The 23,021-nt window shown below is 42.5% G+C and carries 20 protein-coding genes and 1 other annotated feature; of the genes, 3 read left to right on the forward strand and 17 right to left on the reverse strand.

Annotated elements, in window-relative coordinates; all coding sequences use genetic code 11:
• Positions 1 to 57: 57 nt before the first annotated feature.
• The 3 genes from aspS to MHI18_RS06850 form a co-directional block, all read right to left on the reverse strand.
• A complete protein-coding gene (aspS, locus tag MHI18_RS06840; protein WP_340846635.1) occupies positions 58 to 1,833 on the reverse strand; it encodes an aspartate--tRNA ligase in 1,776 nt (591 codons plus the stop codon).
• 1 nt (position 1,834) lies between these two features.
• Positions 1,835 to 3,127, reverse strand: a complete 1,293-nt coding sequence (gene hisS, locus MHI18_RS06845; protein ID WP_340846636.1) for a histidine--tRNA ligase — start codon at positions 3,125 to 3,127, stop codon at positions 1,835 to 1,837.
• 56 nt (positions 3,128 to 3,183) lie between these two features.
• Positions 3,184 to 3,421: a binding site (T-box leader), on the reverse strand.
• Positions 3,422 to 3,486: 65 nt separating this feature from the next.
• Positions 3,487 to 3,666: a hypothetical protein gene (locus MHI18_RS06850; RefSeq protein ID WP_340846637.1), complete on the reverse strand. Its 180-nt coding sequence runs from the start codon at positions 3,664 to 3,666 to the stop codon at positions 3,487 to 3,489.
• Between the two features lie 118 nt (positions 3,667 to 3,784).
• On the opposite strand from MHI18_RS06850, the gene MHI18_RS06855 reads away from it, so the two are divergent.
• Positions 3,785 to 5,446: an N-acetylmuramoyl-L-alanine amidase gene (locus MHI18_RS06855; protein WP_340846638.1), complete on the forward strand. Its 1,662-nt coding sequence runs from the start codon at positions 3,785 to 3,787 to the stop codon at positions 5,444 to 5,446.
• Between the two features lie 185 nt (positions 5,447 to 5,631).
• Here MHI18_RS06855 and dtd read toward each other — a convergent pair whose 3' ends face one another.
• The 7 genes from dtd to MHI18_RS06890 form a co-directional block, all read right to left on the reverse strand.
• Complete coding sequence (gene dtd, locus MHI18_RS06860; RefSeq protein ID WP_340846639.1) at positions 5,632 to 6,081, reverse strand: D-aminoacyl-tRNA deacylase; 450 nt, start codon at positions 6,079 to 6,081, stop codon at positions 5,632 to 5,634.
• A gap of 16 nt (positions 6,082 to 6,097) precedes the next feature.
• Positions 6,098 to 8,290 carry a RelA/SpoT family protein gene (locus MHI18_RS06865; RefSeq protein WP_340846640.1) on the reverse strand — a complete coding sequence of 731 codons (2,193 nt, stop codon included), beginning with the start codon at positions 8,288 to 8,290 and terminating at the stop codon, positions 6,098 to 6,100.
• A gap of 368 nt (positions 8,291 to 8,658) precedes the next feature.
• Positions 8,659 to 9,171, reverse strand: coding sequence for an adenine phosphoribosyltransferase (locus MHI18_RS06870; RefSeq protein ID WP_340846641.1), 513 nt, complete (start codon positions 9,169 to 9,171; stop codon positions 8,659 to 8,661).
• Positions 9,162 to 11,531 carry a single-stranded-DNA-specific exonuclease RecJ gene (gene recJ / locus MHI18_RS06875; RefSeq protein WP_340846642.1) on the reverse strand — a complete coding sequence of 790 codons (2,370 nt, stop codon included), beginning with the start codon at positions 11,529 to 11,531 and terminating at the stop codon, positions 9,162 to 9,164. The genes MHI18_RS06870 and recJ overlap by 10 nt, the downstream gene beginning before the upstream one ends.
• Positions 11,532 to 11,605: 74 nt before the next feature.
• Complete coding sequence (locus MHI18_RS06880; RefSeq protein ID WP_340846643.1) at positions 11,606 to 11,878, reverse strand: LapA family protein; 273 nt, start codon at positions 11,876 to 11,878, stop codon at positions 11,606 to 11,608.
• A 171-nt stretch (positions 11,879 to 12,049) separates the two neighbouring features.
• Positions 12,050 to 14,311 (reverse strand): protein translocase subunit SecDF, encoded by a 2,262-nt coding sequence (secDF, locus tag MHI18_RS06885; RefSeq protein WP_340846644.1) that lies wholly within the window; start codon positions 14,309 to 14,311, stop codon positions 12,050 to 12,052.
• A 272-nt stretch (positions 14,312 to 14,583) separates the two neighbouring features.
• Entirely contained in the window at positions 14,584 to 14,868 is a 285-nt protein-coding gene (locus tag MHI18_RS06890; protein WP_340846645.1) for a post-transcriptional regulator, read from the reverse strand.
• 136 nt (positions 14,869 to 15,004) lie between these two features.
• Here MHI18_RS06890 and spoVB point away from each other — a divergent pair, with 136 nt between their 5' ends.
• Positions 15,005 to 16,567: a stage V sporulation protein B gene (gene spoVB / locus MHI18_RS06895; RefSeq protein WP_340846646.1), complete on the forward strand. Its 1,563-nt coding sequence runs from the start codon at positions 15,005 to 15,007 to the stop codon at positions 16,565 to 16,567.
• A 1-nt stretch (position 16,568) separates the two neighbouring features.
• On the opposite strand, the gene MHI18_RS06900 is transcribed toward spoVB, so the two are convergent.
• Positions 16,569 to 17,210, reverse strand: a complete 642-nt coding sequence (locus MHI18_RS06900; RefSeq protein WP_340846647.1) for a DUF421 domain-containing protein — start codon at positions 17,208 to 17,210, stop codon at positions 16,569 to 16,571.
• 145 nt (positions 17,211 to 17,355) lie between these two features.
• Here MHI18_RS06900 and MHI18_RS06905 point away from each other — a divergent pair, with 145 nt between their 5' ends.
• Positions 17,356 to 17,724: a TIGR04086 family membrane protein gene (locus MHI18_RS06905; protein ID WP_340846648.1), complete on the forward strand. Its 369-nt coding sequence runs from the start codon at positions 17,356 to 17,358 to the stop codon at positions 17,722 to 17,724.
• A gap of 156 nt (positions 17,725 to 17,880) precedes the next feature.
• On the opposite strand, the gene yajC is transcribed toward MHI18_RS06905, so the two are convergent.
• The 6 genes from yajC to MHI18_RS06935 form a co-directional block, all read right to left on the reverse strand.
• Positions 17,881 to 18,162: a preprotein translocase subunit YajC gene (gene yajC, locus MHI18_RS06910; protein WP_040373104.1), complete on the reverse strand. Its 282-nt coding sequence runs from the start codon at positions 18,160 to 18,162 to the stop codon at positions 17,881 to 17,883.
• A 35-nt stretch (positions 18,163 to 18,197) separates the two neighbouring features.
• Positions 18,198 to 19,337 (reverse strand): tRNA guanosine(34) transglycosylase Tgt, encoded by a 1,140-nt coding sequence (gene tgt, locus MHI18_RS06915; RefSeq protein WP_340846649.1) that lies wholly within the window; start codon positions 19,335 to 19,337, stop codon positions 18,198 to 18,200.
• Between the two features lie 24 nt (positions 19,338 to 19,361).
• A complete protein-coding gene (queA, locus tag MHI18_RS06920; RefSeq protein WP_340846650.1) occupies positions 19,362 to 20,390 on the reverse strand; it encodes a tRNA preQ1(34) S-adenosylmethionine ribosyltransferase-isomerase QueA in 1,029 nt (342 codons plus the stop codon).
• Between the two features lie 76 nt (positions 20,391 to 20,466).
• Positions 20,467 to 21,468 (reverse strand): Holliday junction branch migration DNA helicase RuvB, encoded by a 1,002-nt coding sequence (gene ruvB, locus MHI18_RS06925; protein WP_340846651.1) that lies wholly within the window; start codon positions 21,466 to 21,468, stop codon positions 20,467 to 20,469.
• 13 nt (positions 21,469 to 21,481) lie between these two features.
• Positions 21,482 to 22,096: a Holliday junction branch migration protein RuvA gene (ruvA, locus tag MHI18_RS06930; RefSeq protein WP_340846652.1), complete on the reverse strand. Its 615-nt coding sequence runs from the start codon at positions 22,094 to 22,096 to the stop codon at positions 21,482 to 21,484.
• Between the two features lie 114 nt (positions 22,097 to 22,210).
• Positions 22,211 to 22,696 (reverse strand): intercompartmental signaling factor BofC, encoded by a 486-nt coding sequence (locus MHI18_RS06935; protein ID WP_340846653.1) that lies wholly within the window; start codon positions 22,694 to 22,696, stop codon positions 22,211 to 22,213.
• Positions 22,697 to 23,021: the final 325 nt, after the last annotated feature.

Genomic DNA, 23,021 nt, shown 5'->3' on the forward strand with positions numbered 1-23,021 from the left:
GTTACAAGTAGTTTATCATATTGCACTCCACTCTTTCAAGAGTGAGATACTAGTAAATTAATCTTGTTTTTTCGTCAAAACTGACAAACTTAAGTCTCTTAACTGGGCCTTACTTACCTGACTTGGTGCGTCTGTAAGCGGGTCGCTTGCACTTGCTGTTTTCGGGAAGGCAATGGTGTCACGTAGATTTGTACGGCCGGCAAGCAGCATAACAAGTCTATCTAACCCAAGCGCAATTCCACCATGCGGCGGTGTACCGTATTCAAAGGCATCCATCAAGAAGCCAAACTGGTCTGCTGCTTCTTCTTTTGTGAATCCAAGTACTTCGAACATTTTTTCTTGAATCGGACGTTCAAAGATACGTAATGATCCTCCGCCAAGCTCGTACCCATTAAGAACCAAATCATACGCTTGTGCGCGGACATTAGCTGGGTCAGTTGACAACATTTCGATATCTTCACGGAAAGGCATTGTGAATGGATGATGTGCTGCAGAATAGGTTCCCGCTTCGTCATCATAATCGAACAACGGCCAATCTGTTACCCAAAGGAAATTGAATTTGCTTTCGTCAATAAGGTTGCGTTCTTTACCAAGCTTGATACGAAGCGCACCAAGAGCATCGGCAACAATACTTTTCTTATCAGCCACAAATACAATAATATCGCCTACTTCAGCATCAACGATTTGTGCCATTTGTTTTTGATTTTCTTCTGTGAAGAATTTAGCAATTGGACCTTTCATGCCGTCTTCTTCAATCTTCAGCCAAGCAAGACCTTTTGCACCATAAATGGCAGCAAATGCACCTAATCCATCCATATCTTTACGAGAATAATCAGCTGCAGCACCTTTGATGTTCAATGCTTTTACTTGTCCGCCTTTTGCTACTGCTCCAGAAAAGACTTTGAAATCACAGCCTTGAGAGAACTCAGTAAGGTCGATTAACTCTAAACCGAAACGAGTGTCTGGCTTATCTGAACCAAAACGGCCCATTGCTTCATCATACTTCATACGCGGCAGTGGAAGTGTAATATCGATTCCCTTCACTTCACGCATAACTTTTGCCATCATTTCTTCTGTCATCGCAATGATATCATCTTGACTCATGAAGCTTGTTTCAATATCAATTTGCGTGAATTCTGGCTGTCTGTCAGCACGTAAATCTTCATCACGGAAACAACGAGCGATTTGGTAATAGCGTTCAATACCTGAAACCATCAGCATTTGCTTGAATAACTGCGGTGATTGCGGCAATGCATAAAATTCACCTTCATGCACACGGCTAGGTACTAGATAGTCACGTGCGCCTTCTGGCGTGCTCTTTGTTAAAATTGGCGTTTCAACATCAAGGAATCCAGCACCGTCAAGGTATTCACGAACTGCTTTTGTTGTTTGGTGACGCATCTTCAATGTTTCAAACATCATCGGACGACGAAGATCTAAATAACGGTATTTCAAACGAATATCCTCAGATACCTCTGTACGGTCTTCAATGGCAAAAGGAGGTGTTTTTGCTTCGTTTAAAATCGTAACTTGCGTTGTATCTACTTCAATAACACCGGTTGGGATGTTTGGATTAATGTTTTCTTTATCACGTGCACGCACAACGCCTTCAATAGAAAGAACATATTCACTACGAATTCTTTCGGCAATAGCCAGTGCTTCGCTTGATGTATTTAAATCAAACACGACTTGAACGATACCTGAACGGTCGCGTAAATCAACAAAGATAACTCCACCAAGATCGCGGCGTTTTGATACCCATCCTTTTAATGTTACTTTTTCTCCAATTGCTTGTTCTGTGACTTCTCCACAGAAATACGTTCTGCCATACATATTAATTTCCTCCTAAGGACTGCTGTGATTTAAATTGCTCTATAAAGGTGGCAAGTTCCATTTCAACCTGTTCACCGGTAGTCATGTTTTTCAGGTTAATGATTTGTTTCTCAAGCTCATCGTCACCAAGTACAGCCACAAATTTTGCCTTTAAGCGGTCTGCGGATTTAAACTGAGCTTTCACTTTACGGTCTTGGTAATCTTTCTCGACCACAAATCCTGCTTTACGAAGCTGATAGGCAAGCTTGACGGTATAATCTTTCGCCGCTTCACCCATGGAAACTAAGTAACAATCAATGCCTTCTTCAATTGGAAGCTCGACATTTTCTGCTGCAAGCGCCGAAATTAAACGCTCAATACTCAATGCAAACCCTATTCCCGGAGTTCCCGGTGCATCGCTGCCGCCGATTTGCTCAGCCAAACCATTGTAACGTCCGCCGCCGCAAAGAGTCGTAATCGAGCCGAAACCTTCTGCCTCACTCATGATCTCAAATGCCGTGTGATTATAATAATCCAGTCCGCGTACAAGCGTTGGGTCAATGACAAAATCAATATCAAGATCAGTCAAATGCTTTTGTACTTTTTCAAAATACACACGGGACTCTTCGTTTAAGAATTCAATGATTGATGGTGCGCTGGCCATCAATTCGTGATTGTGATCTTTCTTACAATCCAGAATTCGAAGTGGATTTTTTTCAAGACGGTTTTGACAATCTCCGCAAAACTCATTAATCCGTGGTTTAAAGTGTTCCACTAATGCATTGCGGTGAGCTGTACGGCTATCGCTGTCACCAAGGCTGTTGATCACAAGCTTTAGCTTCTTCAAGCCCAGCTCCTTGTAGATCCCCATTGCTAGTGAAAGAACTTCTGCATCAATCGCAGGATCCTTGCTGCCGAGTGCTTCAATCCCAAACTGAACGAACTGACGGAAACGGCCTGCCTGCGGACGCTCATAACGGAACATAGGTCCAATATAGTATAATTTGACCGGCTGATTCGCATTGCCGAACATTTTGTTTTCAAGATAAGAACGGACAACAGAGGCTGTACCTTCTGGGCGAAGCGTTAAATCACGATCCCCGCGGTCCTTGAATGAATACATCTCTTTTTGAACGATATCCGTTGTGTCACCGACACCGCGCAGAAATAATTCTGTGTGCTCAAAAATCGGAGTACGAATTTCTTTGTATTGATAACGACGGCAAATTTCGCGTGCCGTTTGTTCAATATACTGCCAAACTTCAGTTGTACCTGGAAGCAGATCCTGAGTACCTCTTGGAATTTGAATAGACATGTGTATTACCCTCCTTATAAAAACAAAAAACTCCCGTCCCTTGTAACGAATACGCTACAAGGGACGAGAGTTTGAATATCCCGTGGTGCCACCCTAATTGAAGCCAAATACAGCTTCCTCTTAAAAGCAGTTAACGCCTGCCTACGTCCATCTCCTACTAAAATCATTTTTCAGAGTGGAGCCTACTGAGTGTTCGTTCATCAAGACAGCATGTAGATACGCTTTCAGCAAAAGCCGCATATCTTCTCTTTACACGTGTATTCCTTGACTACTCTTCTCGATCATGGGCTAAATGTTTTCATTTAGATACTTTTATAATCATACGGAGTGAACGGCAACTTGTCAAGCGTTTAAAAAGGTCAGCGCCCGCCAATTTTTTTCTTCATTTTGTTAACTTCGCGGATTGACAGGCCAAATTCTGACGCAAGCTCAACTGTGCTCGAATCTCCCTGTTCACGTTGAATAAAGTCATGGAAATCCACTCCAAGAATCTGATTAACACCCTTTACGCTGGTCTGGTTTTTTTCACTGAATTTCATTCCTAGTCCCCCTTATGTTATCTTAGTTTTAGTTTGTCCCGTTTTTGGTGATTATTTTCAGACTAAGAAGGGAATTTTTTTATAATGGAGAATTAATCCTAACAAAGGAGGTGTTTGTTTGAGAAAATCGGTACTCATTTTGGTTTTGATGTTTATGTGTTTTTCTCAAATAACGCCTGTTAAAGCGGAACTTGAGGCAGAAGTTACCATCAATGCCGATTATATAAATGTTCGAGGGGGACCCGGCTTAGAGTTTCAGCTGGTAAAGAAAATTTATCGTGGAGAAGTATATCCAGTTATCTCAGAGTCCAACCAGTGGATAGAAATTATGCTTGGTTCTGGTATGACGGGCTGGGTTGCCGAATGGCTGATAACGAGAGGGGCTGAACCCACCGATACGAAAGCCCTGAGCATGATTAGCGGCAATGGTGTACAAATTCGTTCCGGCCCCGGCAAAGACCAACAGCCGGTCGGTACGCTTGCCAATGGCACAGCTGTTGAAGTGATTGGTCAAAAAGACGAATGGCTGGAGATAAAAGCAGAAGGCCTGACGGGCTGGATATCCTCGGTCTATGTTGCACAGCCAGCAGCTGCTCAAGAAACAGGTCAAATCGTTGATAACAATACGACCGTCTATTCCGATTCCTCAACTAGCAGTCCCGTGCTTGGCAAGGTTCATAGACGCGGGGTTACCATTGTAAGCAAGACAAAAAAATGGGTAGAAATTTCTTATCAAAGCGGTAGCGGGTGGGTTGAATCCCGCCATATCTTATCTACTAGCAGTCCCTTGGCAGAAGTGACGGCTTCGAGTCTTATTGTTCATAAAAAAGCAAAGCTGGATTCAAAAAAGGTCGGTACGGTGAAGAAAGGCCAACTGTTTGCTGTGATTGCTGAAGAAAATAACATGGTAAAGATTCAGCTGTCATCTAAGAAGACCGGCTGGATTCCGCTTTGGTTTGTAAAACGTAATCAGGTCTCCGTTAAAAAAGAAGGCGTCGAAAAAGTGAAGCATAGCCAAATTGTTATTTTACATACAGGCACAGCAATACGGAATGCAGCGAATGTGGACGCGAAGGTAGTCCTTCGACCAAAGCAAGGCGAACAATTTCCAGTGCTGTCAGTGAAAAATAATTGGTATCAAGTAAAACTGCCCAACGGGAAGAAAGCCTATGCGGCGGGATGGATTGTCGGAATCACTGGTGAGGTGAAGCAAATCAAACAGACTGGGTATGAAGCGTACTTGCAGAATAAGCTCATTGTGCTGGATCCTGGGCATGGCGGGAAGGATCAAGGGAGTGCTGGTCTTCACGGGACACTTGAGAAAGATGTAACGCTTCGAACCGTGCGGCTTGTTGCCGAGAAGCTTGAGGCTTCTGGGGCAAAGGTGATCTTGACACGAAATTCGGATACCCATCTAGATCTCAATGACCGTGTTCGGATTTCTCACCTTCATGCCGCCGATGCGTTTATTAGTTTTCATTACGATAGCACGATTGACCAAGTAACAAGCGGCATTACCACCTACTATTATCATGACTTTCAAGAACCACTCGCAGCCAATATTCAAGAGGCGCTGAGCCAGGACACGCAAGCAAAAAACCGCGGCTCGCGTTTTGGGGACTACCATGTCCTCCGTGAAAACCGCCGAATGGCTGTCCTGCTCGAGCTCGGGTACATGAGCAACCCAACCGAAGAACGAACCATCAACAACAACCACTACCAAGAAACCATCGCCAACGCCATCTACACCGGCCTAGCCAAATACTTCAAAGAACACTGAAAAACCAGCTGGATGGGCTGGTTTTTTTGTTTGGGTTGAGAGAAGATACCCTAAAACCGCAATTAGCTGAGTTAAATAGCCTAGTTTGAATATCTTGAAACCTCTATTCTCCCCTAAGGCTGACTAATTCTTCCCCCTTTCCTCACGTAAAAAAAGCAAACCCGTGATATGGGTTTGCTTTGTCTTTAGTTCTTTTCTTTGCTTTCTAGTATGAGGGTGACGGGGCCGTCGTTGGTTAGTTGGACTTGCATCATGGCTCCGAATTGGCCAGTTTCGACGGTTAGGCCTTTTTGGCGGAGTTCGTCGTTAAACTGTTCGTAGATGATGGTTGCTTCTTCTGGACGAGCGGCGTCCATGAAGTTCGGGCGGCGGCCTTTGCGGCAGTCTCCATATAACGTGAATTGTGATATGGACAGCACCGATCCGCCGACATCAAGCAATGAAAAATTCATCTTTTCATTTTCATCTTCAAAGATTCGCAGGTTTGCGATCTTTTCAGCCAAGTATGCTGCATCTTCACTCGTATCGCCATGTGTAACGCCGACTAGTACGACAAGTCCACTGTCAATTGCGCCAATAATTTGTTCATCGACAGTGACGCTTGCTGCCTTGGAACGTTGAATTACTACTCGCATGTCTGTTCAAAACTCCTTAGTTCATGTTCCGTCTTACCGAATAAATATCAGGAATTTGCTTGATCTTATCGACAACCTTCTGGAGGTGGCTGATATTCGTAATGGATATGACCATGTTAATCGTCGCCATCTTGTTGCGATCAGACTTTCCAGAAACGGCAGACATATTCGTTTTGGCTTCAGCAACCGTCTGTAAGACTTCATTTAGCAATCCGCGGCGGTCATAGCCGGTAATCTCAATTTCCACATTATATTCTTTATTTGAATTCAAATCTGTTTCCCATTCAACAGGAATCAAGCGATCTTCTTCGCCGCTTTCAAGATTCGTACAGTCCGTCCGGTGTATGGATACACCACGGCCTTTCGTGATAAAGCCGACAATTTCGTCTCCGGGAACCGGGTTACAGCACTTCGACAAACGAATCAGCAGATTATCAATGCCTTGTACACGGACGCCGGATTCACGTTTCTTCGTATGACTGACCGTCTTAACTTCAGATACTGCTTCTTTCAAATCTGTCAGCTGGTCTTGTTCTTTTTGTTTGCGTAATCGCTCAGTCAAGCGATTGGCGATCTGTAATGCAGTAATGCCATTGTAGCCGACTGCGGCATACATATCGTCTTCATTAGAGAAATTAAATTTCTCTGCTACACGTTTTAGGTTTTCTGGGGTCAGGACTTCTTTCAGATCGAATTCCATCTCTCTGATTTCGGAAGCAACCATTTCGCGGCCTTTTTCAATATTCTCTTCACGGCGCTGTTTCTTAAAGAATTGACGGATTTTATTCTTCGCCTGTGAAGTCTGGGTCATCTTCAGCCAGTCTGGACTTGGTCCATACGAATGCTTAGATGTCAGAACCTCCATGATATCACCGGTTTTCAGCTTATAATCAAGTGGCACAATCTTACCATTCACCTTCGCACCAATCGTTTTGTTCCCAATTTCAGAGTGAATTCGGTACGCAAAATCAATTGGGTTCGATCCAGCGGGCAGCTCAATAACATCGCCCTTCGGTGTGAAAATAAATACCATATCAGAGAATAGATCAATTTTTAATGACTCCATAAACTCTTCTGCATTGGTCGCATCATCTTGGAACTCAAGAATTTCACGGAACCATGTCAGCTTATCTTCAAGAGACGCTTGTTCGTTGATTTCCTTGCCTTCTTTATACGCCCAGTGAGCGGCAACCCCGTACTCAGCAATTTGGTGCATTTCCGAAGTCCGAATTTGTACTTCAAGCGGATCCCCTTTAGGCCCAATCACTGTGGTATGCAGCGATTGGTACATATTCGGCTTTGGCATCGCGATATAATCCTTAAATCGGCCCGGCATTGGCTTCCAGCATGTATGAATAATTCCAAGAACCGCATAGCAATCCTTAATGCTATTCACCACAATCCTTACTGCCAGCAAATCATAAATCTCAGTGAATTGCTTATTTTGCACGACCATTTTACGGTAAATGCTGTAAATATGTTTCGGACGGCCGGATATATCCGCCTTGATATTTACATCCGTCACCTCTTGGCGAACTTCATCGATGACACCGCTTAGGTATTCCTCACGCTCGGCACGTTTTTTCTTCATCAAATTAACAATCCGGTAGTATTGCTGAGGATTCAAATAACGTAACGCTGTATCCTCAAGCTCCCAACGGATCGCACTGATTCCGAGACGATGTGCAAGCGGAGCAAAAATTTCAAGCGTTTCATTTGAAATTCGGCGCTGTTTCTCCTGTGGAAGATGCTTTAACGTCCGCATATTATGAAGACGGTCAGCCAGTTTAATCAGAATGACACGAATATCCTGTGCCATGGCAACGAACATTTTCCGGTGATTTTCAGCTTGCTGTTCTTCCTGCGATTTATATTTAATTTTCCCGAGCTTTGTTACCCCGTCAACCAGCATAGCTACTTCTTCGCTGAAGTTTTCGGCAATATCTTTTAGGGAAACATCTGTGTCCTCAACTACATCATGTAAAAAACCACCAGCTATCGTAGCGGGGTCCATTTCTAGGTCAGCAAGGATTCCAGCAACCTGGATGGGGTGGATAATATACGGTTCGCCTGATTTGCGAAACTGCTCACGATGGGCATATTCCGCATATTTATAGGCCCGGTATATGAAATCCGCTTCATCCTGGTCTAAATATTGCTTTGCCCGTTCCACAACCTGATCGGCTGTTTTTATTTGATCATTAGCCATACAATTATCACCTTTACCCCACTTTAAACGGTTATCCGTTTAAGGTTGATTGGTTACACCATTTGCAAACAGAAAAGAAACGTAAAAAAAGCCACTTGCAAGCTGCCATTTTCAGCAAAACGTGACAATTTTTGCAAACTTCCTATGCAATTTCCTTTAGATGTCGATCATCTATCTATCCATAAATCATTAGCAGCATCAAGTTCTTCTGAAAATACATTATTGTTACTATTATCAAGAAAATACGGCCATATGTAAAGTGATAAACAGGGATTTTCTCTATTATAAAGCTATTTTTTTCTGGAAATTAGAAAAAATTCTTTTTTTATATTAAAAAAGGCACCTAAAAATCAGGTACCTCGCGTTTATTAGTAAGTCATTAAACTACGAACGTCGTAACCAGTAAGTTTGTCTTTTCCATCAAGGTAAGATAACTCAATTAAGAAAGCAATTCCGGCAACAATGCCGCCTAGTTCTTCAACCAGCTGAATGGTAGCTTCGATGGTTCCGCCTGTAGCAAGAAGATCATCTGTAATTAGTACGCGTTGTCCTGGTTTAATTGCATCCTTATGGATCGTTAAGACGTCTTTACCGTACTCAAGACCGTATTCAACTTTTACGGTTTCACGTGGTAATTTTCCTTCTTTACGAACAGGTGCAAAACCTACTCCAAGTGCATAAGCAACTGGACATCCGATGATGAATCCGCGTGCTTCCGGTCCAACAACGATATCAATGGCTTTATCTTTTGCGTATTCGACGATTTGATCTGTCGCATAACGATAAGCTTCACCATTTTCCATAAGACTTGAAATATCTTTAAAGCTAATGCCCGGCTTCGGCCAATCAGGCACAATTGTAATAAAATTCTTTAAATCCATTCTGTTGCTTCCTCCTCAGGTCTGCTAGAAACAGATACCTTTTTGTTAAGCCATTCGAATAATTGCTGATAAGAAGAATATACAAGCTCTTGTTCAAGCTCAAATTGCTCATTCTTACGTCTATATGAATCTGATTCACTTAAGTCGCGTTTGTTCGTTTGGCTGCTTAGTTCAATAAGCCCATTCACTATTGTAACAAAATCTAGTTCAAAAAACACCTGTGAGATAAAATCAATCGTATGACGTGACCAGCCACGGTATTTTGCCAGTTCGTCCCCACGCTTTTTAATATCGAATGGTCCTTTTTTTGAAAGGAACGCGTAAAACCATTTAAAATGATCTCTCGTTGGCATTGTCGCTAAGAAATTATCCTGTTGATGGTAAAAATGAGCGTATATCCGTTCAGGATGTTTATCCGTTAGCAGATTGTCAATATGCGCTCGTTCTGGAGGCATATCCATTAATATAATACTGCTTCCATCAATATCCACATTTTCAGCCATAACCGCATTAGGGATATATAAAACATCTTCAGTGGTTTCTAAGAATGGGTACTGCTTGAATGTTGACTCGTTAAAGACGATGACTTTTCGATCTTTGACTGGTGTTTCAGTCAGCCATTTATTCACCTGACTACTTCCACGATGGTCAAAGAGCTGCCAATGATCCACGCTTATATCTTTTAAGAAAATCTGCGGTTTACGATTATTGTTCCATTCATTAATGGAAAGTTCCCCAATAACAGAAACAGCCGAGATTGGTGAGATATGGTCGGCGGTATCACCCAGACCAAAACCAATACCATCTAACACATTTGGCGTTTCCTCAAGAACTAATTTCAAATGGTTATGGTTGGAACCTATTTTCCGTACCGATGATAAATGAACCTGTTCAATCAAAATCCGCGGTTTAGGGTTTCCCATCCCGAATGGAGCTAATAAATTCATTTCTTCAATCGATTGGATGGAAATATCAGCAAGGGTCGTCTTGCCGTCTAATTTAGTAACCGGTGTCCACTGCTCTTCAGTCAGCTGCTCATCTGCAAGGGCACAAAGACGGCTGCGGAGTTCTTGTACATCGTCTATTTTCAGCGTCATACCAGCTGCCATCGGATGTCCGCCAAAATGCGGAAGCATTTCACGACAGGTTGATAGATTCTTAAACAGATCAAAGCCTTCAATACTCCGAGCTGATCCTTTCGCTAGACCTGTTTCGGGATCAAAGCTAAGGACGATGACCGGACGATAAAAGCGGTCGACCAAACGCGAGGCAACGATGCCGACAATACCAGCATTCCAGCCTTCGCCGCCGATCACTAACACACTGTTTGATTCAATCGGAAAGTTCGTTTCCACTTCTTGTATCGCCTGTTCGGTAATATCTGCTACAATCGCCTGACGTTGTTTATTAATCTCGTCAATTTCATCAGCTGCAGCATTTGCCAAGCTTTGATCTTTCTCCATTAATAAATCAACCGCTGGATCGGCATCTCCCAGACGACCAACAGCATTGATCCGCGGTGCGAGACCGAAACCAATTGACTCTTCCGTTAGGGCTTGCTGCTGAATACTCGCTTTTTTCATCAGCGCAATCAAACCTGGACGTTTTGTCTGGCGAAGCATTTCGATTCCCCGCGCAGCAATAAGCCTGTTCTCACCAAATAGAGGAACAAGGTCAGCAATCGTACCGATGGCGGCGATTTCCAATAAGTCCTCAGGAAGCTCGCCAAGAAGAGCATGTGCAAGTTTAAGCGCTACACCCACTCCAGCTAAATCCTTAAACGGATAAGGATTCTCTTCAAGTTTTGGATGAATAATGGCGAGTGCATCAGGAAGGACTGGGCTCGGTTCATGGTGATCTGTGACAATATAATCTATGCCCAGCTCTTTCGCAATATCGGCTTCCTCAATGGCTGAAATGCCTGTATCAACCGTAATCATCAGCTTAACACCCTGTTCAGCGGCAAGTCTGAAGGCCATTTCATTTGGTCCATATCCTTCACTAAAACGGTTTGGTATATAAAAATCGACATTGGCACCAAGCTTAGTCAGTGTTTCCATCATGACGGTTGTACTGCTGACACCATCTGCATCGTAATCACCGAAAATCCTGATTTTTTCTTGGCTTTCTATCGCTCTGTGAATGCGTCCTACTGCTATGTCCATATCCTTTAATAGATACGGATCATGGAATTCTTGTTTTTTTATAAATAGAAATGAACGCGCTGCTTCAACTGTATCCAAACCGCGGTTCACTAATAATGTTGCAACCAAAGGTGTGATATGAAGCTCTTGAGCTAATACTTCGACTATATTTTGATCAGCGGTCTGTAAATTCCACCGCGATTTTGATTTCAACAAAAAAAATCACCCCTCAAGCATACAATTATATAAAAATTGCTGAAGGGTTTCAAATAAATTCTTTTTTAGTTGGATTATTGTTCCTTAACTTCGACAGGCAGTACATCTTCTGGATGTTCTTTTTCTAGATGCTTAACTCTCCGTTTCAATGTAAAAATCTTCACGCTTCCGATTGAGCCAACAATAATTCCACCCATTAAAACCGAGCCTAATATCACTAGTATCAATGGAAAATCCGTCTCACCGAACATATAGTTAACCGATACAGGATCTACATTAATCACGGCAAAAATCGACACTAAAATGGCAAAAACGATTCCCAGTAAAAACATCCACTGCATCTTCATCGACATCATTCCCCCTTATCTCTTTTTCCTCCATTCCCAAATATGGGAATGGAATAAACATACTAACTATAGCATATTGCAAAATGGGCGGTATGATACATCCGTGATTCGGGGAAAGCACAAATAAAAAACAGCCCGCAGAAATTACTCTGCGAACTGTTTTTCTAGTTATTAAACTTGGCCTTCTAAGCTTTGCTTCTCATCCGGCACAGTTTTAAGGGTACCTTTTTGTTTGAGTTCTTTGTTTTTCAGGTCAAGCCAGAATTGAGCGGCAATGTAGATAGAAGAATAGACACCGCAAAGCATTCCGATTAACAACGCAATGGAGAAGTTTCGAATTGATTCACTTCCGAAAATCATCAAGGCAGTAACAGCAATTAATACAGTTAACACGGTATTAATAGAACGTGTTAAGGTTTGGCGAATACTGACGTTGACGATGTCGACAAGTTCTTCGGTTGTCTTAATCTTCTTCTTAGAGCGCATATTTTCTCTGATTCGGTCAAAGGTAACAATCGTATCATTGATGGAATACCCGACGATGGTCAGAATCGCAGCAATGAAGGTAATATCTACTTCCAGTCCAAGTACACTGAAAATCGTAATAACAAAGAATGCATCATGCAGCAGTGAAACAACAGCCGGCAGTGCCATTCTCCATTCAAAACGGATGGACACGTATAAGATGATTCCCAATGAGGCAATCGCTACGGCTTTCATCGCATTTTTGGCTAATTCTTTCCCAACAGCTGAAGAGACGGTGCTGATATTGGGCTCAGTGTTATAAAGAGCGGTAAACTCTTTCTTCAGTTCTGAGATTTCCTCTTTATTAAGTTCTTTACTCAGACGAACAATTCCGCCTTCATTATTAGTTCCTGACAGAACAATATTCTCTGTTTCAAAGCCTAGCTTATCAAAGTCTGCTTTGATTTGTTCTTGAGTCAGCGTTTTCTCTGAAGTGAAATCAACCCGAGTACCGCTGGTAAAATCAATGCCTAAATTTAATTTAAAGACAAACAAGAAGATAATACCAATTACCGTTAGTCCGATTGAGAAGGCGTAGAATTTTTTTCTATGCTTCACGAAATCGAATTTATCAAAATGTGTCGGTAGGGTATACAGGGTTTTCTTCTCAGCTAGAGAATGAATATCTTTTTTCCGAGTACCGAACCAGCCTGGATGGTTGTTGAAAATATTGCTATTCACCCAAAGCCCCATGAAGAAACGTGTTCCATAGACTGCTGTAATGAAACTCATCAAAATACTGATGATCAGCGTGGTCGCAAATCCTTTGACCGAGCTTGTTCCATAAACAAACAATACGCCTGCTGCCAGTAATGTGGTTAAGTTGGCATCCGTAATGGTGGCTAATGAATTTTTATTACCTTCTTTAAAAGCAGCTTTCACGGAACGGCCAAGCTTAAGCTCATCCTTAATCCGTTCATAGGTAATAATATTCGCATCGACTGCCATCCCGACTCCGAGAATTAATGCAGCGATCCCTGGGAGTGTCAGCACGGCATTCATCCAATCAAAGACGAGCAGTGTAAGGAAAATATAAATAGAAAGCGTTACGACGGCAATAAAGCCTGGGAAACGGTAATAAACGAGCATGAATAGGAAGATTGCCGCAATCCCGATCACTCCGGCAAGAACGGTATCTTGGAGTGCTTTTTCACCGAATTGTGCACCGACAGACGTCGAGTACTTTTCTGTAAGTTCAACAGGCAGTGAGCCGGCATTTAACAAATCAGCCAGTTCTTTTGCTTCTTTAACGGTAAAGCTGCCCGTAATATTTACTTTATTCGTCGTAAATACTTCTTTCACCGTTGGAGAGGAAATCATGTTATCCGTTGTTTCTGGTTTTTGAATAGAATCCTTGCCTTCTTCAAAATCCAGCCAGATTGCTAATACATTCGTTACAACAGGAGTTTCTGGCATAGCAGAAATTTGTTCAGAAATTTTCTTGAACTTATCCGGATTCTTCAAGGTGACTTCAACGACAGGTTGATTGTCCAAGTAACCTTGCTTCGCTCCTCCTTCTGCCAAATCGTTACCAGTCATCATTTCTTTGTCATTATAATCACGGAAAGATAATTTCGCTTGAGTTGAGAGAATTTTCCGCGCGTTGTCTTGGTCTTTTACACCAGCCAGCTGCACACGGATTCGATCTTTTCCTTCTACTTGGATCGACGGTTCACTTACACCGAGAACATCGATACGTTTGCTTAAGGCTTGAGCGGTACTGGTAAGGACCTCTTCATCCACCTTCGAGCCATCAAGTGTATCTACCTCATACAAGACTTCAAAACCGCCTTGTAAATCCAGGCCAAGCTTAATTTCGTTAAGAATGCCCTTTGAAGTCGTTCCAATTGCTGCAAAAATGACAATTGCAATCAAAAAGAACGCAAGTATCCTACTTCTTTTTACCATTATGTAATTGGCCCCTTTCTTTCTCACACGCCATATCCTGGATGCAATAAACGTCATCTAAGAACGTAAAACAACGGTTCTTTCAAGGAACTGAATGAGCGAGCTAATTGGTTATATCCGTAGTTTATTCATGCAAAAATTTACAAAATTCGCTAAAAGAATTGCAACATCACTATTATGAGACAATTTGAAACAACTGTCAATTTAAGAATAGGAGTTTTTCCTTTTTTAGACAAAAAAATCCCCGCTGCCTTGGCGGGTTAATCGACGACTTACTTTTTCAGCACTTCTTCTAAATCTTCAGAAGAAATGGACCGGTATGCTTGGACGGTCTTATACGTCATATACTGACTGCTGGTTAAAGAGATAATATCAGCTGCCACTTCATAGAGATGGGTGGATTCTTTTGGCTTTTTCCATTTCTTCTTAATCAGACACAACCAAATATCTTCTATACTCACTTCGTTTATGCCGTACATCCTAAATTCTTCGTACTTACTTTTTAAAAAGGGCCTGACGCTAGCATAGTAATGCTCATACGGATGGTTCGTTTCCACACTTAACCCTCCATTCAAATTAACTTCCCTTACGCTTATTTATGCAAATTTCGGGAAGCCTGTCATGCTTTGTCCAACTCTTCATATAGTTAATTGTATATGAAAACAGTTTTTTTGAGAAGGCGGGGATGACTGAATGTCCAAATTTTTCAAGGGAACTCTGATTTTATTGCTGGCAAGTTTAATCGTACGTATTCTCGGGTTCATCAATCGAATTGTTGTGGCCCGTTTTATTGGCGGTGAAGGCGTCGGGCTCTATATGATGGCCCTTCCGACCTTATTTCTTGTTATCAATATTACGCAAATCGGTCTTCCAGTAGCAATCTCTAAGTACGTGGCCGAGGCAAATGCCAAAGGCGATGAACAAAAAATTAAAAAAATACTCGTGGTCTCTTTAGTATGTACCTTTTCACTTTCCTTGATATTCACACCATTATTAATCCTTTTTGCGCCATGGCTTTCAGAAACGCTATTTACAGACTCCCGAGTTGTCTGGCCATTGCGGGCAATTGCCCCCATTGTTCCCATTATAGCGATTTCATCTGTTCTGCGCGGGTATTTTCAAGGAAAACAAAACATGCAGCCTTTTGCATTTTCTCAAGTCATTGAGCAAGTGGCACGAATTACCTTCATTGCTGTCTTAACCAAAGCCTTTCTTCCATATGGGATTGAATATGCAGCGGCTGGTGCCATGCTAGCTTCCATCATTGGAGAACTTGTCTCTTTGGTTTATTTACTGACAAGCTTCAAACTGAAAAAACACTTTAAATTTCGAAAAAAATTCTTTTCTTCAATAAGATCAGGAAGAGACACCCTTCGAGAATTAATGGGAATCGCCATGCCCGCAACCGGTAGTCGATTAATTGGTTCGGTTGCTTGGTTTCTAGAACCCATTGTCGTCGCACAAAGCTTGGCCGCGGCTGGCATTGCAACATCGATCGCGACGATGCAATACGGGGAGTTAACAGGATATGCCTTACCACTGCTCATGCTGCCTTCATTTGTCACCTCATCACTCGCGACCTCCCTTATCCCAGCCATTAGTGAAGCAAATGCCAGAGGAGATATGGCGTTAGTCGAACGGCGGATGCAGCAGACGCTTTGGATTGCTTTTGTCACCGGTGCCCTCGCTGTTGTTACATTATTTGTATTAGCTGAGCCGCTGTTAATTCTAATGTACGGTTCATCAAGTGCTGCGGTCTTCATCAAGTTTCTCGCACCCTTTTTCATTTTGTATTATTATCAGTTCCCGCTTCAATCCATTATGCAGGCGCTCAACCTCGCCAAAGCAGCGATGTTCAACAGTATGGCCGGTAATATCTTGAAAATAGCCGTCATTTGGGTGCTTGCTTCAAAAGAAAGTATGGGCATTATGGGCGCAGCCATTGGGATCGGTACAGGCGCCGTTTTGGTTACCTTGCTCCATTTCTCTACACTGTTAAAAGTTGTTCCGTTTACTTTACGAGTAAAGCCATATTTAACAGTCACCTGTATCGCTTTGTTTTCCGGCTTTGCGGGGCATTACGCCTACCATACAGTATTAGCTGGTCAACAGCTGACAATCACTACCCTGCTGTCTCTGACCGTTATATGCACCTTGTTTTTATTCTTGATGGTGCTTACAGGGCAAATCAGAAAATCTGCTATGGTTCGCATCCCGGTAATTGGACATTTCCTAGCTCGGTTTACGTTCCGGTAAGTTACTTTTCATCAACAAATAGGGTGCCGTCCACGTACGAGGCGAGTGAGATGCGTTTTTCAGTATGGTACCCTTTCTTTTTTAATTCCTGACGCAGCCATTTCTCGTCTTTATTTATTTCCTTTAATACTTTTTGTTGAATAACACCATCCATAATTAAAGGGAAGGGGGATAGCCCTTTTCTCTTTATTTCTTTCTTCTCGAGTATGGACAGATCACCAGATGTCTCAAGAATAGCGTACTCAACATCACTCACATTAAAAACACCTTGTCCACGAAGCTGCGCCATTAAATCGTCGAGGTTATACCGCTGCTTCCGCATCACACTTTCATCAATTATCCCCTTATTGATGATGATGACCGGGTCACCGTCAACTAGACTACGAAACTTTTTACTTTTAATGGAAAGGTACGCGAAAATTATCTGGATTACCATTAAGAATCCCATAGGCAAAATCGAATTTAAACTGGTTTCATCATGATTTTCGATAGCACCCACGGCCAAATCTCCAATCATGACGAAGACAACTAAATCTAAGATACTTAGCTCGCCGACCTCTCGTTTTCCCATCACCCGAAAAATAATTAAAATGGCCAGATACATCAGAAGTGTTCTTGAGCCCATTAAAACAAAATCATTCACACAGGACCCTCCTTAAATGCTAACAATCTGCTTAGTATGCAATGAACTGGTTCTAAATATTCGATTAGCATCATATGCTTGTACAAAGGCAGCACTGGCATGCCATATAGTATGAAGGGAGTCGAAAACCATCGAAACTAAACAAATGGGTACTGCGATTATGTACGGGCTTGCCGTTATCTTTGTTATCGCCATTGTCACAAGCTTTATCTTTGCCACCTTGCTGCGTTTTACAAACATCCAAGAAAGCTCGCTCACATACATTATTATGGCCATTTCGTTTTTAGCACTTTTCATCGGCGGATTCATCTCTGGCGGCAAAGGAAAAAAACAAGGCTTGATACTTGGCGGCGGGACTGGGATCCTATACTTTCTCATCATCTTTATTTTTCAATACCTTGGTTATGATACGCTCTTCACGTTTAAACAATGGGTCTACTACGCCTGTTTCATCATTACAGCTATGATGGGCGGTGTCCTTGGCGTAAACGTCAGCTCCAACCGCACATCATAAAATTAACCCCGAACTGGTTACCAGTTCGGGGTTTTGTTTTTTTAAAATGTGTCTAAATATCGAATTATATAAAAAAACCGAAATAAAACCGAAATTAGCGCATAAAAAAACGGTTCCCCCGGAGGAACCGTTTTGCTGGTACTGGTTTTAGAAGAGTTAGACTAATTCTTTTTCCGGTGCGCTTTCCGTTACTTCACGGATTGCAGAACGGTCGTATGTAAGTCTGCTTCCATCACCACATTTTAAAACGATTTTCGTATCATCAATTGAATCGATGAAACCATGTAAACCGCCGATAGTAACGATTTTGTCACCCTTTTTCAAGCTTGACTGCATAGAAGTAACAGCCTTTTGACGTTTTTGTTGCGGGCGGATTAACAGGAAATAAAAGATTACGAACATCAAAACTAATGATATTATTGAACCATATTGACCCATCTATCTCACTCCTTTCTTTGTGTAATATTTATTAGTTAAAAGTTTTTCGCGTTCGGTTTATTGAAACCGTACTTTTCGAAAAACTCCTCTCTAAAGTCTCCAAGACGATCTTCACGAATAGCTTGTCTCACTTGCTCCATTAAGTTTAACAGAAAATGAAGGTTATGGTAAGTCGTCAGACGAATTCCAAACGTTTCTTCACATTTAATTAAATGACGGATATATGCCCGGCTGTAATTTTTACACACATGGCAATCACAATTTTCATCGATTGGTCCGAAATCACGCGCATACTTTGCGTTTTTCACAACTAAACGACCGGTTGACGTCATTAATGTACCATTACGAGCAATTCTCGTTGGCAGTACACAATCAAACATATCCACACCGCGAATAGCGCCGTCAATCAATGAATCCGGTGAACCTACGCCCATCAAATAACGTGGTTTATCAGTTGGAAGCAGCGGAGTCGTGAACTCAAGCACTCGGTTCATAATATCCTTTGGTTCCCCAACAGAAAGTCCGCCGATTGCGTACCCAGGGAAATCTAACGAAACAAGATCTTTTGCGCTTTGTCTACGCAAATTCTCAAATTCTCCACCTTGAACAATTCCGAATAACCCTTGATCATTTGGACGTTCGTGAGCATTTAAACAACGTTCTGCCCAGCGTGATGTACGCTCCACTGATTTCAACATATATTCTTCAGTAGCAGGGAATGGCGGACATTCATCAAAAGCCATCATAATATCTGAACCAAGCGCATTTTGAATCTGCATCGCTTTTTCCGGAGATAAAAACAGCTTATCGCCATTAATATGATTACGGAAATGAACGCCTTCTTCTTCAATATTGCGGAACTTACTTAAAGAAAACACCTGAAAACCGCCGGAATCCGTTAAGATTGGACGATCCCAGTTCATAAACTTATGCAGTCCGCCTGCTTCTTGGACAATATCATGACCTGGACGAAGCCACAGATGATACGTGTTGCTCAAAATAATTCCAGCACCCATTTGCTTAAGGTCCTCTGGTGACATCGTCTTAACTGTCGCCATCGTTCCTACTGGCATAAATGCAGGTGTATCAAACGAACCGTGCGGTGTATGGACGCGTCCAAGTCTCGCACCAGTTTGCTTACATGTTTTAATAAATTCATAACGAATTGCTGACAAAGCATTCACTCCCTAGCCTCTATATTACTTGATTAGCATTGCATCTCCAAAACTAAAGAACCGGTATTTTTCTTTCACAGCTGTTTCATAGGCATGTAACACATGTTCACGGCCCGCAAGTGCACTAATCAGCATGATCAGCGTCGATTTTGGCAGATGAAAATTCGTAATCATGCAGTCAATTCCTTTAAATTCGTAGCCTGGGAAAATAAAAATACTTGTCCAGCCGTTTTCTTCCTTAAACACACCATCATTCTGCGCAGCAATTGTTTCAAGCGTACGCGTAGACGTCGTTCCAACCGCGACAATTCTGCCGCCATTTTCCTTCGTCTTGTTCAACAGTTCTGCTGTCTCAGCCGTCATTTGATAAAATTCTGCATGCATATCATGATTATCTATATCGTCAACACTCACCGGGCGGAATGTTCCAAGTCCAACGTGAAGCGTAATAAACGTTACATTTACACCCATATTACGAATCTCATCTAATAAATGCTGCGTGAAATGAAGACCCGCTGTCGGTGCTGCGGCTGAACCACGTTCCTTCGCATATACCGTCTGATAACGATCCTGATCGTCCAACTGCTCTTTAATATATGGAGGAAGCGGCATCGTACCCAGTTCATCAAGAATTTCATAAAAAATTCCTTCGTACTGGAAATCGAAAATACGACCGCCATGTTCAAGTTCCTCTGTACAAACAGCTGTTAGTTTTCCGTCACCAAAAATCACTTTCGTACCTACTCTAATCCGTTTTGCTGGTTTGACAAGCGTCTCCCACGAATCATCACGTACCTGCTTCAGCAAGAGAACCTCAATCTTCCCGCCGGTACCATCCTTACTGCCAAAAAGCCGCGCAGGAAGAACTCTGGTATCATTTAAAACCAGGCAATCGCCCGGTTTTAAATAGGACTTCACGTCGCTAAATATACCCTGTTCAATTTCACCTGTTTTCTTATCCAACACAAGTAAACGACTTGACTCTCGATCTTCAAGCGGCACCTGTGCAATCAATTCCTCTGGTAAATCAAAATCAAACAAATCTACTTTCAACAGTTACAACTCCCATTCATGATGTTAATTTTAACGAAATCGGTTCATAACATACAAGGCGGCCGATGTTCCTCAGTTATTCATTTGGGATTTCAAGTCCAAAGTGAGAATAGACAAGAGCTGTAGCCATCCTGCCCCTCGGCGTACGCTGTAAAAATCCAATTTGCAACAAATACGGTTCGTACACATCTTCAATCGTATGTGACTCTTCACCGATTGTTGCGGCAATCGTTTCTAATCCAACAGGTCCACCGCGGAATTTTTCGATAATATTCTTAAGTAATTTATGGTCAATATGATCGAGGCCTAAACGGTCAACCTGCATTAATTCAAGGGCATAGTCAGCCAGTTTAAGGGTAATCGTTCCATCACCGCGTACCTGGGCAAAATCCCGCACCCGGCGCAGCAGACGGTTCGCAATCCTCGGTGTTCCCCGCGAGCGTCGTGCTACTTCGTTTGCCGCTTGTGGGTCCATGGTTGTTTCCATAATTTCAGCTGTCCGAACAACGATATCTGTCAACTGGGCTTCTGTATAATACTCAAGTCGGCTCAGCACTCCAAAACGGTCTCGCAACGGGGCTGATAAGGAACCTGCTCGTGTAGTAGCGCCTACGAGTGTAAATGGCGGCAAGTCAATCCGAACGGAACGGGCAGTCGGACCTTTCCCAATTACGATATCCAAACAGAAGTCCTCCATTGCTGGATACAATACTTCCTCAACCGTTCGCGGCAGCCGGTGAATTTCATCTATAAATAGAACATCACCTGGCTCAAGCGCGCTCAAAATAGCCGCAAGATCCCCTGGCCGCTCAATAGCAGGCCCGGATGTCGTACGGATATTCACACCCATTTCATTGGCAATAATCACCGCAAGCGTCGTCTTTCCGAGTCCAGGCGGACCATATAAAAGAACGTGATCAAGTGTCTCTTCCCGCATCCTAGCTGCTTCGATAAACACACTCAAATTTTCCTTCACTTTATCCTGGCCGATATACTGCTTTAAGTTTTGCGGCCTCAGGCTTTGCTCAAAGGACAGTTCGTTTGCATCCGCTTCCTGGTTGACAACTCTCTCCTCCATCACGCCACCCCTTTTATTTTAACATCAATTGCAATGCTTTTTTAATATACTGTTCAGTCGACATTTCTTCATCATCCAGCTTTTTCGCGACTTTCTGAATTTCTTTATCAGAATAGCCAAGAGCTTTCAGTGCAAGGGCTGCTTCCTCAAGCGCTTCATTGAATCCAGTCGCTTTGCCGGCACTCGACGATCCATCATTAAATAGATTTGGGAAGTAATCCGGTACTACATTTTCAAGCTTGCCTTTTAAATCAAGAATCATCTGGCGGGCCGTCTTTTTCCCAACACCCGGGAATTTAACGAGGAAGGCTTCATCTTCGTTTTCGATTGCCTGCACAACCTGATCAACCTGACCAGACCCTAAGACTGCAAGTGCGCCCTTTGGACCAATCCCTGTAACATTTAATAATTTCGTAAATAACGCTTTTTCAATGCGCGTCGAAAAGCCAAAAAGTGACTCTGCATCTTCGCGGACATGATGATAGATAAATATTTGGACCATTTGCTGTACATTGGACGAATAACTAAACGGATTCGGCGTCACAATTTGATACCCAATTCCATTATTCTCGACTACTATGTACTCGGGTCCTACATAATCGACAGTTCCTTTTATAAAATCATACAAATCGCTTCGCTCCCTGATTTTGCTGTACCTCTCATTGTACCACAAATCATACTAGAGTTAAGCCCAAAACGGAAAAAAGACGATGCCAGTTTTATGCACCGCCTTATCTATATGTTATTTTCCACTGATCGGAATACTATACGCCTTATACGCTGTAATCACCTGTTCATACTGCTCTTTTGTTTTAATCGGAATCCCTTTAAGCAGTTCAGCATGTTGATATACTTCAAGCTTTCCAACATCCAGCTGGAAGAAGGAATGAATGATTTGATCTTGATCAGGTTTGCCATAATAGATCGACAGCTTGCCATCAACCGTCACGCCAAAGAAACCATTTGCTTTCAAAAGCGGAGACAAGTCATTTTCCTGCTTACGCAGTATGATTTCCTCTTCACTCTGCTCAACCAGTTCCCATCCGGCATATTTCCGCCAAAAGTCGTCCATAGCCCTAATCGTTTCGACTGTGCTTTCCTCACTTATTTCTCCATCTACATAGACCCGCTGCAGAATAACCCTCTTATCCACTGCAGCCGCCTCAACCTGTATTTGTGTCAGCATCATCCCAAAGAGGAGCGATACCCCAATCAACTTCCTTTTCATATCCCTCACCTCTCCCGAAGAAGTGCACTGCCTATCCTTCATAGTTTCACCAATTACCAGATAAATAACCCGGGAATTAAGAAAAATATCAAAAACAGATTAGAAGACAAGGATGAAGGCTGGTTTGCACACTAACAGCCCACCTAGTTCGGCATGTTTGATGAAAATGAGTATCTTGCTTTTGTTCCTGCTTTGATCTAAATTAATGACCCTTTTTAACAACCCCGGCTTACCTTGCCTTCACTATGCTCCAAATTGGCTTTGCACAGTAAATAGCCGGCTATGCACACTTTTTGTTTAGTTCTGCACAGATTTACACTTCATC

It is taken from the genome of Peribacillus sp. FSL H8-0477 (assembly GCF_038002765.1).
GTDB lineage: Bacteria > Bacillota > Bacilli > Bacillales > DSM-1321 > Peribacillus.